This is a genomic window from Geodermatophilus sp. SYSU D00663 (assembly GCF_054050655.1).
Genome location: NZ_JBJGZT010000001.1, coordinates 70846 through 82663, shown reverse-complemented (window position 1 = coordinate 82663; position 11818 = coordinate 70846). Strand labels below are relative to the sequence as shown.

The 11818-nt window shown below is 74.5% G+C and carries 13 protein-coding genes; 10 read left to right on the top strand and 3 right to left on the bottom strand.

Annotated features, from left to right (window positions below; all coding sequences use genetic code 11):
• Positions 1 to 93: 93 nt before the first annotated feature.
• Positions 94 to 702, bottom strand: a complete 609-nt coding sequence (locus tag ACI79Z_RS00355) for a hypothetical protein (RefSeq protein WP_456901367.1) — start codon at positions 700 to 702, stop codon at positions 94 to 96.
• A 94-nt stretch (positions 703 to 796) separates the two neighbouring features.
• Here ACI79Z_RS00355 and ACI79Z_RS00350 point away from each other — a divergent pair, with 94 nt between their 5' ends.
• The 5 genes from ACI79Z_RS00350 (at position 797) to ACI79Z_RS00330 (ending at position 5317) form a co-directional block, all read left to right on the top strand.
• On the top strand, positions 797 to 1666 hold the full coding sequence (locus tag ACI79Z_RS00350) for a bifunctional methylenetetrahydrofolate dehydrogenase/methenyltetrahydrofolate cyclohydrolase (RefSeq protein ID WP_456901366.1): 870 nt from the start codon (positions 797 to 799) through the stop codon (positions 1664 to 1666).
• Entirely contained in the window at positions 1666 to 1965 is a 300-nt protein-coding gene (locus ACI79Z_RS00345; protein ID WP_387987600.1) for a DUF3017 domain-containing protein, read from the top strand. The genes ACI79Z_RS00350 and ACI79Z_RS00345 overlap by 1 nt, the downstream gene beginning before the upstream one ends.
• A gap of 51 nt (positions 1966 to 2016) precedes the next feature.
• Positions 2017 to 2970: a malate dehydrogenase gene (gene mdh, locus ACI79Z_RS00340; RefSeq protein ID WP_387987598.1), complete on the top strand. Its 954-nt coding sequence runs from the start codon at positions 2017 to 2019 to the stop codon at positions 2968 to 2970.
• A 69-nt stretch (positions 2971 to 3039) separates the two neighbouring features.
• The gene (locus ACI79Z_RS00335; protein WP_456901365.1) at positions 3040 to 4254 is read left to right on the top strand and encodes an NADP-dependent isocitrate dehydrogenase; all 1215 of its coding nucleotides are present in this window, start codon (positions 3040 to 3042) and stop codon (positions 4252 to 4254) included.
• 181 nt (positions 4255 to 4435) lie between these two features.
• Complete coding sequence (locus ACI79Z_RS00330; protein ID WP_456901364.1) at positions 4436 to 5317, top strand: endonuclease domain-containing protein; 882 nt, start codon at positions 4436 to 4438, stop codon at positions 5315 to 5317.
• Positions 5318 to 5391: 74 nt separating this feature from the next.
• Here the strand turns inward: ACI79Z_RS00330 and ACI79Z_RS00325 are convergent, their stop codons facing one another.
• Positions 5392 to 5748 (bottom strand): CAP domain-containing protein, encoded by a 357-nt coding sequence (locus ACI79Z_RS00325; RefSeq protein ID WP_456901363.1) that lies wholly within the window; start codon positions 5746 to 5748, stop codon positions 5392 to 5394.
• Here ACI79Z_RS00325 and ACI79Z_RS00320 point away from each other — a divergent pair.
• Positions 5732 to 6505, top strand: coding sequence for a hypothetical protein (locus ACI79Z_RS00320; RefSeq protein WP_456901362.1), 774 nt, complete (start codon positions 5732 to 5734; stop codon positions 6503 to 6505). The genes ACI79Z_RS00325 and ACI79Z_RS00320 overlap by 17 nt on opposite strands.
• Before the next feature lie 210 nt (positions 6506 to 6715).
• Positions 6716 to 8035 carry a hemolysin family protein gene (locus ACI79Z_RS00315; RefSeq protein WP_387987590.1) on the top strand — a complete coding sequence of 440 codons (1320 nt, stop codon included), beginning with the start codon at positions 6716 to 6718 and terminating at the stop codon, positions 8033 to 8035.
• A gap of 6 nt (positions 8036 to 8041) precedes the next feature.
• On the opposite strand, the gene galE is transcribed toward ACI79Z_RS00315, so the two are convergent.
• Positions 8042 to 8998 (bottom strand): UDP-glucose 4-epimerase GalE, encoded by a 957-nt coding sequence (galE, locus tag ACI79Z_RS00310; protein ID WP_456901361.1) that lies wholly within the window; start codon positions 8996 to 8998, stop codon positions 8042 to 8044.
• 42 nt (positions 8999 to 9040) lie between these two features.
• Between galE and hisC the strand changes: the two genes are divergently transcribed.
• From hisC to ACI79Z_RS00295, 3 genes are read left to right on the top strand one after another with little or no spacing between them, the layout of a single operon-like run.
• A complete protein-coding gene (gene hisC / locus ACI79Z_RS00305) occupies positions 9041 to 10177 on the top strand; it encodes a histidinol-phosphate transaminase (protein WP_387987586.1) in 1137 nt (378 codons plus the stop codon).
• A gap of 15 nt (positions 10178 to 10192) precedes the next feature.
• On the top strand, positions 10193 to 11212 hold the full coding sequence (trpS, locus tag ACI79Z_RS00300) for a tryptophan--tRNA ligase (RefSeq protein WP_456901360.1): 1020 nt from the start codon (positions 10193 to 10195) through the stop codon (positions 11210 to 11212).
• Complete coding sequence (locus ACI79Z_RS00295) at positions 11209 to 11778, top strand: 2'-5' RNA ligase family protein (RefSeq protein WP_387987582.1); 570 nt, start codon at positions 11209 to 11211, stop codon at positions 11776 to 11778. Before trpS ends, ACI79Z_RS00295 begins: the two co-directional genes overlap by 4 nt.
• Positions 11779 to 11818: the final 40 nt, after the last annotated feature.

Here is an 11818-nt window from a genome sequence, read left to right as displayed (position 1 = left end):
TCCCGCGACCGAGCGCCGGGAGCGGCCCGACACGGGCCGGGGACGGCTCCTGGCCGCGGTGCCGTCCGGTGGGACGGCAGTGTCACGGGACCGTCAGCGGTAGCGGGGGCCGGTGAGCATGGCCTTGAGCGCGCCGAGCAGGCCGAGGACGCCGACGGCGCAGGCGGACCAGAAGCCGACGCCGAACGCCGCCGGGTCCCAGTCCTCCGCGGCGAACGGCACGAGCACCGCGGCGATCGCCAGCGCGCTGACGAACAGCGCGAGGACGCCGAGGAGGCGGTGCGTCCGGGCGGGCAGCCACAGCAGGACGCCGAGCAGGAACAGCACGCCCCCGCCCAGCACGACGGCGAGCGGCTGCCAGAAGCCGGAGTCCACCAGGGCGCCGAAGCCGGCGTCCGCCTCGTCGAAGCCGCGGCCGACGAGACCCCAACCGGTGTCGCCGGCCCGCGCCAGCCAGCGCAGCGGCAGGCTCACCGCGGCGGCGATGCCGGCGAGGATGAGCAGCAGCCCGCCGAGCGAGTCCGGCCCGCGCACCGGCACCGGCCGGTCGGAGTAGCTGGGCGTCGTGTACGGGTTCGGGCCCGCCTGGCCGTACGCGCCGGGGCCCCCCGCGGACGCGCCGGCCACGGGCGCCAGACCCGGCGTGGTCTGCTCCCGCCAGTCGGCCCCGAGCTGCCGGGTGGACGGGTCGCGCTCGGTCATCAGCTCTCCTCGAGGGATCCGGCCGTGCGGGGGCTCACCTTGAAGCGTAGGGCCGCGGCGGTCGGCGGGGAGGCGCCTCCGGCACACTGTCGGGGTGCCCGCGACGATCCTCGACGGCAAGGCGACCGCAGCCACCATCCGGCAGGAGCTCACCGCGCGGGTCGCGGCCCTGACGGCGGCCGGGCACCGGCCCGGCCTGGGCACGCTGCTGGTCGGCGACGACCCGGGCAGCCGCTGGTACGTCAACGCCAAGCACTCCGACTGCGCGCAGGTCGGCATCGCCAGCATCCAGCGCGAGCTGCCGGCCACCGCCACGCTCGCCGACGTCCTCGCCGTCGTCGAGGAGCTCAACGCCGATCCCGCGTGCACCGGCTACATCGTCCAGCTGCCGCTGCCCCGCCAGGTCGACGAGTACGCCGTCCTCGAGGCGATGGACCCGGCCAAGGACGCCGACGGCCTGCACCCGGTCAACCTCGGCCGGCTGGTGCTCGGCGTCGACGGGCCGCTGCCGTGCACGCCGGTCGGCATCGTCGAGCTGCTGCGCCGGTACGACGTCCCGGTGGCCGGCGCGGAGGTGGTCGTCGTCGGGCGCGGCATCACCGTCGGCCGCCCGCTCGGGCTGCTGCTCACCCGGCGCACCGAGAACGCCACGGTGACCCTCTGCCACACCGGCACCCGGGACCTGGCCGCCCACCTGCGCACCGCCGACGTCGTGGTCGCCGCCGCGGGCGTGCCGGGCCTGGTCACGGCCGACGTCGTCAAGCCCGGCGCCGCGGTCCTCGACGTCGGCGTCAGCCGGGTCGACGGGAAAATCGCCGGTGACGTCGCGAAGGACGTCGTCGAGGTGGCCGGGCACGTGGCGCCCAACCCCGGCGGGGTCGGGCCGATGACCCGGGCGATGCTCCTGCAGAACGTGGTGCTGGCCGCCGAGCGCGCCGCCGCGGACGAGGTGCTCAGCGCCTGATGACGCGCCCGCCGCTGTACCTGCGCCGGCCGTTCCTGGCCGGGCTGCTGCGCCAGCTGCCGCTGTTCGCGGTGCTGGTCGTGGTCGCGGTGGGGCTCGGGATGGTGGCGCTGGAGCACTGGCGGCGCGGCCTGCTGGTGGTCGGGCTGGCGCTCGTCGGCGCGGGCGTGCTGCGGCTGGTGCTCCCCGTCCGCCGGGTCGGATTCCTCGCCGTCCGCAGCCGGCCGGTCGACGTCGTCCTCATGGCCGGGACGGGGGTCGCGCTGTCGGCGCTGGCCCTCGCGGTCCCGGGCAGTTGAGCGTCGGCCCGCGGGCGCGGCGACCGGGGTCCCGGGTCTAGGTTGACGCCCATGGCAGAGCAGCCCAGGAACGGCAAGGTCACCGTCGTCGGTGCCGGCTTCTACGGCTCCACCACCGCCCTCCGGCTCGCGGAGTACGACGTCTTCGAGACCGTCGTCCTCACCGACATCGTCGAGGGCAAGCCCGAGGGCCTGGCCCTCGACATCAACCAGTCACGGCCGATCGAGGGCTTCGAGACGAGGGTCGTCGGCGTCGGCGGCGGCTCGTACGAGGGCACCGAGGGGTCCGACGTCGTCGTCGTCACCGCCGGCCTGCCGCGCAAGCCCGGCATGAGTCGGATGGACCTCATCGAGACCAACGCGAAGATCGTCCGGGACGTCTCCGAGAACGTCGCGCGGACCTCGCCGGACGCCGTCGTCATCGTCGTGTCCAACCCGCTGGACGAGATGACCGCCCTGGCGCAGCTGGCCACCGGCTTCCCGAAGGAGCGGGTGATGGGCCAGGCCGGGATGCTCGACACCGCCCGGTTCACCAACAACGTCGCCGAGGAGCTCGGCGTCCCGGTGTCCTCGGTGCGCACCCTGACCCTCGGCTCGCACGGCGACACGATGGTGCCCGTGCCCTCGCGCTGCACCGTCGACGGCAAGCCGCTGGCCGACGTCCTGGCCCCCGACCGCGTCGAGCACCTCGTGCAGCGCACCCGCAACGGCGGCGCGGAGGTCGTCGCGCTGCTCAAGACCGGGTCGGCGTACTACGCGCCGTCCGCGGCCGCGGCCCGGATGGCCCGCGCCGTCATGGAGGACTCCGGCGCCGTCATGCCCGTGTGCGCCTGGGTCGACGGCGAGTACGGCATCTCCGGTGTCTACCTCGGCGTCGAGGCCGAGATCGGGCGCGCGGGTGTGCGCCGGGTGGTCGAGGGGGACCTCACCGAGAGCGAGCTGGCCGGACTGCGCGAGGCGGCCGAGGCCGTGCGCGCCAAGCAGGCCGACGTCGCGGAGCTGTAGAGCGACTGCACCGCGACCTGACCGACTCCCGGCCCGACGGGCCGGGGCTGCAGAGAGGGAATGTCTGACGTGAGCAAGATCAAGGTCGAGGGCACCGTCGTCGAACTCGACGGCGACGAGATGACCCGGATCATCTGGCAGTTCATCAAGGACCAGCTGATCCTGCCGTACCTCGACGTCAACCTGGAGTACTACGACCTGGGCATCGAGCACCGCGACGCCACCGACGACCAGGTCACCGTCGACTCCGCCAACGCGATCAAGAAGCACGGCGTGGGCGTCAAGTGCGCCACCATCACCCCGGACGAGGCGCGGGTCGAGGAGTTCGGCCTCAAGAAGATGTGGCGCTCCCCGAACGGGACGATCCGCAACATCCTCGGCGGCGTCATCTTCCGCGAGCCGATCATCATGCAGAACGTGCCGCGGCTGGTGCCGGGCTGGACCAAGCCGATCATCGTCGGCCGTCACGCCTTCGGTGACCAGTACCGCGCCACCGACTTCCGCTTCCCCGGCGAGGGCACCCTGACGGTGACCTTCACGCCGAAGGACGGCTCCGCGCCGATCGAGCACGAGGTCTTCCAGGCGCCCGGGGCCGGCGTCGCGCTGGCGATGTACAACCTCGACGAGTCCATCCGCGACTTCGCCCGGGCCTCGATGAACTACGGCCTGCAGCGCGGTTACCCGGTGTACCTGTCGACGAAGAACACGATCCTCAAGGCCTACGACGGCCGGTTCAAGGACATCTTCGCCGAGATCTTCGAGACCGAGTTCAAGGACCAGTTCGAGCAGGCCGGCATCACCTACGAGCACCGGCTCATCGACGACATGGTCGCCGCGTCCCTCAAGTGGGAGGGCGGCTACGTCTGGGCGTGCAAGAACTACGACGGCGACGTCCAGTCCGACACCGTCGCGCAGGGCTTCGGCTCGCTGGGCCTGATGACCTCGGTGCTCATGACGCCCGACGGCCGCACCGTCGAGGCCGAGGCCGCCCACGGCACGGTGACCCGGCACTACCGCCAGCACCAGCAGGGCAAGGAGACCTCGACCAACCCGATCGCGTCGATCTTCGCGTGGACGCGGGGCCTGGCCCACCGCGGCAAGCTGGACGGCACCCCCGAGGTCACCCGGTTCGCCGAGACCCTCGAGAAGGTCTGCATCGACACCGTCGAGGGCGGTCAGATGACCAAGGACCTGGCGCTGCTGATCAGCAAGGAGCAGCCGTGGCTGACCACCCAGGACTTCCTGGCGGCCATCGACAGCAACCTGCAGAAGGCCATGGCCTGACGTAGTCGCTGACGCCGGCGGCCCCCTCACCCTGGGGTGAGGGGGCCGCTCGCGTTCGGGGCCGCGTGATCACCTCGGGTCCGGCGGGCACTCGCGGGCGTCGAGCGCCCTCCCGACCCGAGGTGGGCGAGGCTGTGGACAGCGGGCACGCCGAACGACCGGCGCCGGGCAGGCTCCACCGGTGCCCGTCGCGCCCCGCCGCCCACCACTGCTCCACGGACGGGTGTTCCGGGGTACGTGGGCGGTGGCGGCCGGTGTGCTGACGAAGGACGAGCTGCGGAGCGGGGCCTGGCGCCGGTTGCGCCAGGACGTCTACGCCGATGCCGGGCTGCCCGTCGACCACCGGCTGATGGCCCGCGGGGTCAGCCTGGTGATGCCCCGGTCCGCCGCGCTGGGTGGGCGGACCGCGGCGGTGCTCTGGGGCGCCGCTGACCTCGCGGGAGCCGAGGACCCGGTGGAGGTCGTCGTGCCGCCAGGGCGACGCTGGAGCCCGGGACCCGGAGTCGCGGTGCGGAGCGCTCCGCTGCGCGGGGACGTCGTCCACGACGGATCCTGGCTGCGCTGGACCGCGCGTGTGCGGACGGCGGTGGACCTCGTCCGGCGGGACGGGACGGACGAGGCCGTCGTCCTGCTCGACGGACTGGTCCGCGCCCGCGTCGCGGACCTCGCTGCCGTGCGGGCCGCGGTCGCGGCGCTGCCCCGGTGCCGTGGCAGCGCGTACGCCCGCCGGGCGGTGGCACTCGCCGACGGGCTCGCCGAGTCGCCCCAGGAGACGCGCCTGCGACTCCTCCTGCACCGGTCCGGCCTGCCCCTCCCCGTGGCGCAGTACGAGGTCCGGTGCGCAGGGCGCTTCGTCGCCCGCGTCGACTTCGCCTGGCCCGAGCACCGGCTCGCGCTCGAGTACGACGGCGCCTGGCACGGGGCGCCCGACCAGCTGCCGCGGGACCGGCGCCGTCTCAACGGGCTGACGTCCGCCGGCTGGCGCGTCCACTTCGTGACGAAGGGCGACCTCCGGGGGCCCGACGACCTGCTCCGCGACCTGGCGCGCGCCCTCGACCGGTGATCACCCCGGACCCAGCAGTGCCAGCGGAACGCTGACAGCCCTCCTGACCCGGCGTGATCACCCGGCGCCGGCGGTCAGGCGCCGAAGAGCTGGGTCCACCAGGGGCCGCCGGAGCCCTCGGCCACGCCCACGCCGAGCTCGGTCAGCGAGCAGTTCAGGATGTTCGCCCGGTGGCCGGGGCTGTTCATCCACGCCGCCATCACCGCGGCCGGGTCGGGCTGGCCCTGGGCGATGTTCTCCGCCCGCGCGTTGCCGACGCCCGCGGCCCGGGCCCGGTCGAACGGGTCGAGCCCCTCGGGGGTGTCGTGCGAGAAGTAGCCGCGGTCGCGCATGTCCGCGCTGTGCGCCCGGGCGACGGCGGCCAGCGCCGCGTCCGCGACCACCGGCGCACACCCGGCGGCGGCGCGCTCCTGGTTGACCAGGGTCAGCACCGCGGCCTCCGCGGAGGGGTCGGCCGGGGCGGCGGCGGTCCGGGCCACCGGCGCCGGTGCGGGCTCCGACGACGGAGGCGGCGTCTGCGTCCCCGACCCCGCCGCCGACGCGGAGGACCCGGCCGACGACGAGGACCCGGCCGACGACGAGGACCCGGCCGACGACGAGGACCCGGCCGACGAGGAGGACCCGCCCGGCGCCGGGGCCGGGGACCCGGGCAGCACGGAGGACGAGGACGAGGACGAGGACGACGAGGACGAGGACGACGAGGACGCGGACGACGAGGTCCCGGCCGAGGACGACGAGGGCGCCGACGACGACCCGCCTGACGCGGTGGAGCGGCCCGCCGACGAGGAGGTCCCCGGCGCGGGGGTGTCCGGCGCGGACGAGCCCGGCGCGGGGGAGTCCGCCGCCGACGAGCCCGGCGCGCCGGGTGCCGTCCCCGGAGCGGTGGTCGGGGCGCCGTCCACGCCCATCGTCACCACGCCGGTGCGCTCGGCGCCGACCTCCACGCCGTCCTCCGCGCCGTCCTCCACCGCGTCCGCCGCGGAGGTCACCGCGGACTCCGCCGTCGACAGCCCGCCCCGGCCGGCGGCCATGAGCGGCACGAGCAACGCGATGCCGCCCACGACGAGGACGACCAGCAGGACCGGCAGCAGGCGGCGGGCGCGGCCCCGGCGCCGCGGCGGGCGCCGGGGTGCCACCCGAGCGGCGTGGCGGGCGGACGGCGGGGAAGACCGGTGGCGCACGGAGTGATTACCTCACGAAGTCGACAAGTCGCTTTCTGTGACTTCGTGCAGAGTAGCCGTAGCCGGAGGTCACCCGGGAGGGTGGCGTGACCGAGGTCACACGGAGGTCGCGCCGGGGGTCGTGGGGGACGTCTCCCGGGCGCGCGGTGGGTTTTCGGGTCCCCGTCCGGGCAGCATGGACGGACCACCACCCCGAGACACGAGGAGCGCGCCGCCGGTGAGCGACGTCTGGCTCGACATCGTCATGGTCGTCGTCTTCGTGCTGATCGGTGGCGTGTTCGCCGGTGCGGAGATCGCGCTCGTGTCCCTGCGCGAGGCCCAGGTCCGGGTGCTGTCGGAGCGGGGCCGCCGCGGCCGCGCGCTGGCCCGGCTGCTCGGCGACCCCAACCGCTTCCTCGCCGCGGTCCAGGTCGGCGTCACCCTCGCCGGCTTCCTGTCCGCCGCCTTCGGTGCCAGCACCCTGGCCGAGCCGTTCAGCGACTGGCTGGTGCGCCGCGGCCTCCGCGAGGGCGTCGCCGACCCGCTGGCCCTGGTGCTGGTCACCGTCGCGATCAGCTACGTGTCCCTGGTCGTGGGGGAGCTGACCCCCAAGCGGCTCGCGCTGCAGCGCGCCGAGGGCTTCTCGCTGCTCGTCGCCCGGCCGCTGAACACCATCGCCCGGCTGTCCCGCCCGGTCATCTGGCTGCTGTCGGCGTCGACGAACGTGCTGGTCCGGTTGCTCGGCGGGGACCCGAAGGCCAGCGGTGAGGCGATCAGCCAGGAGGAGCTGCGCGACCTCGTCGCCGCGCACGAGTCGCTGTCCAGCGACGAGCGGAGGCTCATCGACGAGGTCTTCCGCGCCGGCGACCGCGAGGTGCGCGAGGTCATGACCCCGCGCACCGAGGTCGAGTTCCTCGACGCCTCGACGACGGTCAGCCGCGCCGCGCGGCAGGTCGCGGAGTCCGGCTGGTCGCGCTACCCGGTCGCCGGCCGCGACCAGGACGACGTCGTCGGGTTCGTGCACGTGCGCGACCTGCTGTTCCCCACGCACCCGGCCGGGCGCGCGGCGACCGTGGGCGACCTCGCCCGCGAGGTGAAGCGGCTGCCCGGCACCGCGGGCGTGCTGACGGCGCTGTCGGAGATGCGCCGGGAGAACCAGCACCTGGCGATCGTCGTCGACGAGTACGGCGGCACCGACGGGATCGTCACGCTCGAGGACCTCATCGAGGAGGTCATCGGGGAGATCTACGACGAGTACGACGAGGAGGTCGCCCCCGAGGACGGCGAGGAGCCCGGCGGTCCGCACGACGTCGACGGGCTGCTCAACCTGGACGACTTCGCGCAGGTCACCGGCCTGCGGCTGCCCGAGGGCCCGTACGAGACGGTCGCCGGCTACGTCCTCGCCGAGCTCGGCCGGCTGCCGGACGTCGGCGACGCCGTCGAGGTCGAGGGCCGCACGCTCACCGTCCTCGAGCTCGACGGACGGCGGATCGCCCGCCTGTCGGTCACCCGGGCGCCCGACGTCGAGCCGGCCGGGGAGGACACCCCGGCCGGCTGAGGCCGGTCAGCCCCGCTTCTGCGCGACCTCCCACGCGTCGCGCACGATGCCGGCCAGGTCGGGGTGCCGCGGCGTCCAGCCCAGGTCCGCCCGGATGCGGTCGCTGGAGGCCACCAGCTGCGCCGGGTCACCGGCCCGCCGGTCACCCACCTCCACCGGCACCGGGTGCCCGGTGACCTCGCGGACGGCGTCCACCACCTGCTGCACGGAGAACCCGGTGCCGTTGCCCAGGTTGTAGATCCGGTGCTCGCCCGGCTCCGGGGCGGTCAGCGCGAGCAGGTGCGCGTCGGCGAGGTCGGAGACGTGGATGTAGTCGCGGATGCAGGTGCCGTCCGGCGTCGGGTAGTCCTCGCCGTAGATCGTCATCGCCTCGCGCTTCCCGGCCGCCACCTGCAGCGCGATCGGGATGAGGTGGGTCTCGGTGGTGTGCCGCTCGCCCAGGCCGTACGCGGCGCCGGCCACGTTGAAGTACCGCAGGCTCACCGCGGCGAAGTCGTGGGCGGTCGCGTACGAGGTCAGCATCGCGTCGACGGCGAGCTTCGTGGCGCCGTAGGTGTTGGTCGGCCGCGTCTGCGCGTCCTCGCGGATCGGCACCTGCTCGGGCTCGCCGTAGGTGGCGGCGGTGGAGGAGAAGACGATCCGCCGGCAGTCGACCGCCCGCATCGCCTCGAGCAGCGCCAGCGACCCGCCGACGTTGTGCTCCCAGTAGATCTCCGGCCTGACCTGCGACTCGCCGACCAGGCTCTTCGCCGCGAAGTGCAGCACCGCCTCCGGCCGCACCTCGGCCAGCACCGGCGCCGAGTCCTGCAGCGTTGCCCGCACGAACCGGGCGCCCTCGGGCACCGCGTCGGCGTGCCCGGTCGACAGGTCGTCGAGCACGGTGACCTCGTGGCCGCCCTCGAGGAGGGCGGCGGTGACTACGCTGCCGATGTAGCCGGCCCCACCGGCGACGAGAACGCGCATGGGGCCACCCTAGGAGCCGTCGCCCGGGAGGACCTGTCCGTGGTGAGCGCACGTCCGGCGGTGCAGGCGCTGCCGGCCTACAAGCCCGGCCGCAACCCGGCCGACCTGGCGCGCGAGCTCGGCGTCGACCGCGCCGTGAAGCTGGCCAGCAACGAGGTGCCCTTCCCGCCGCTGCCGGCGGTCGTGCGGGCACTGGCGGAGACGGCGGGGGAGACCCACCGGTACCCCGACAACGGGGCCGCCGTCCTCACCGCCGCGCTGGCGGAGCACTACGGCGTCGACCCGGCGCAGGTGGTCCCCGGCTGCGGTGCGGTCATGCTCTGCCAGCAGCTCGCCCAGGCCTTCAACGACCCCGGGACGGCGATCGCCTTCGCCTGGCGCTCGTTCGAGATGTACCCGCTGCTGGCACAGGTCGCCGGCGCGCGCGGCGTCCAGGTGCCGCTGGTGCCCTCGGTCCCCGGCGGTGCCCCCGACACCCACGACCTCGACGCGCTGGCCGCCGCGGTGGACGACGACACCCGACTGCTGTTCGTGTGCAACCCCAACAACCCGACCGGCACCGCGGTCCGGCGGGCGGAGCTCGAGCGGTTCCTCGACCGGGTGCCCGGCACGGTGCTGGTCGTGCTCGACGAGGCCTACCGCGAGTTCGTCACCGACCCCGACGTGCCCGACGGCCTGGAGCTGATGCGCGGGCGCCCGAACGTCGCGGTGCTGCGCACGTTCTCCAAGGCCTGGGGCCTGGCCGGCCTGCGGGTCGGCTACCTGGTCGCGGAGGACCCCGCCGTCGCCGACGCCGTCCGCCGCACGCACGTGCCGTTCAGCGTCTCGGTGCTCGCCCAGGCCGCCGCCGTCGCCGCGCTCGGCAGCCAGGACGAGGTCCGCCGCCGCGTGGCCGCCGTCGTCGCCGAGCGCGACCGGCTCACCGCGGCCCTGCGCGGGCGCGGCCTGGCGGTGCCCGACAGCCAGGCCAACTTCGTGTGGCTGCCGCTGGGAGAGCCGTCCGCCGCGACCGCCGCGGCGCTGGAGGCCCGCGGCGTCATCACCCGGCCGTTCGCCGGCGAGGGGATCCGGGTGACCGTCGGCACGCCCGAGGAGGACGCCCTGTTCCTCGCCGCGCTCGACGACGTGCTCGCCGTCACGACCCCCGACACGGTGCGCCCCGGCGCGCCGGTCGCCTAGCGCCCGGCTGGTTTGATGGCCGTCGTGCCTCTTCCCCGTGTCCTGTCCGGCATCCAGCCGACGGCGGGCTCCTTCCACCTCGGCAACCACCTCGGTGCGCTCCGCCAGTGGGTCGCGCTGCAGGAGACGACCGAGGCCTTCTACTGCGTCGTCGACCTGCACGCGATCACGCTGCCGCAGGACCCCGAGGAGCTGCGCCGGAACACCCTGGTCTCGGCCGCCCAGCTGCTGGCCCTCGGCGTCGACCCGCAGCGCAGCACGCTGTTCGTGCAGAGCCACGTGCCCCAGCACCTGCAGCTGTCGTGGGTGCTCGAGTGCCTCACCGGCTTCGGCGAGGCCGGCCGGATGACGCAGTTCAAGGACAAGAGCCAGCGCGAGGGCACCGCCTCGGCCTCGGTCGGGCTGTTCACCTACCCGGTCCTCCAGGCCGCCGACATCCTCGTCTACCAGGCCGACCAGGTGCCGGTGGGTGAGGACCAGCGCCAGCACCTGGAGCTGACCCGGGACCTCGCCACCCGCTTCAACAGCCGCTTCGGCGAGACCTTCACCCTGCCGGAGACCCTCGTCCCGGCCGGCGGCGCGCGGATCATGGACCTGCAGTCGCCGGACAAGAAGATGAGCAAGAGCCTGCCGCCGGCCGGCTGCGTGTTCCTGCTCGACGACCCGAAGGTGACGGCGAAGAAGATCCGCTCGGCGGTCACCGACACCGGCCGGGAGATCGTGGCCGACCCGGTCAACAAGCCCGGGGTCACCAACCTGCTGGCCATCCACAGCGCGCTGTCGGGCACGCCGGTCGCGGAGCTCGAGGAGCGCTTCGCCGGGCGCGGCTACGGCGACCTGAAGAAGGAGCTCGCCGAGGTCGTCGCCGAGTTCGTGACGCCGGTCCGCGAGCGCACCAACGAGCTGCTCGACGACCGCGCCGAGCTCGAGCGGCTGCTGGCCGCCGGTGCCGCCCGGGCGCGCGAGGTGGCCGCGGGGACCGTCCGCGCGGTCTACGAGCGGGTCGGCTTCCTGGCACCGGTGGCGGAGTCGTGAACGACGACACCTTCGTCCCGCGCAGCCGTGTGGCGCCGCCGGAGACCGCCGTCGTCGGGGTCCTGGTGCCGATCCCCGAGCCGTGGGCGCAGCTGCTGACCGACTGGCGCGCCAAGGTGGGCGACCCGCAGGCGGGCTTCGTGCCGCCGCACGTCACGCTGCTGCCGCCCACCGAGGTGCCCTGCGTCGAGCGGGCGGCCATCACCGAGCACCTGGGGCGCGTCGCCGCGGCGCACCCGCCCTTCGACATGCACCTGTCGGGCACCGGCACGTTCACGCCGGTCTCGGACGTCGTGTTCGTCGCCGTCGCGCGCGGCATCGGCAACTGCGAGCTGCTGGCCACCGACGTCCGGTCCGGCCCGCTGGCCCGCTCGCTGACCTACCCGTACCACCCGCACGTGACCGTGGCCCACGACGTGCCGGGCGACATGCTCGAGCTGGCCTACACCGGCCTCGGCGACCTCTCCGCGGAGTTCCGCGTCACCTCGTTCACCGAGTTCGAGCAGACCCCGGAGGGCACCTGGGCGGTCGCCCGCGAGTACCCGCTCACCGGCCCGCCGCACTAGGCCCCCGCGCGGCACCCCCTGCCAGGGACCAGACTCGGAC

Bases quoted from the DNA above. Each gene is read 5' to 3' on its own strand.
- ACI79Z_RS00355 (WP_456901367.1), bottom strand. From the start codon at position 702: ATGACCGAGCGCGACCCGTCCACCCGGCAGCTCGGGGCCGACTGGCGG.
- ACI79Z_RS00345 (WP_387987600.1), top strand. From the start codon at position 1,666: ATGACGCGCCCGCCGCTGTACCTGCGCCGGCCGTTCCTGGCCGGGCTG.
- mdh (WP_387987598.1), top strand. From the start codon at position 2,017: ATGGCAGAGCAGCCCAGGAACGGCAAGGTCACCGTCGTCGGTGCCGGC.
- galE (WP_456901361.1), bottom strand. From the start codon at position 8,998: ATGCGCGTTCTCGTCGCCGGTGGGGCCGGCTACATCGGCAGCGTAGTC.
- trpS (WP_456901360.1), top strand. From the start codon at position 10,193: ATGGCCGTCGTGCCTCTTCCCCGTGTCCTGTCCGGCATCCAGCCGACG.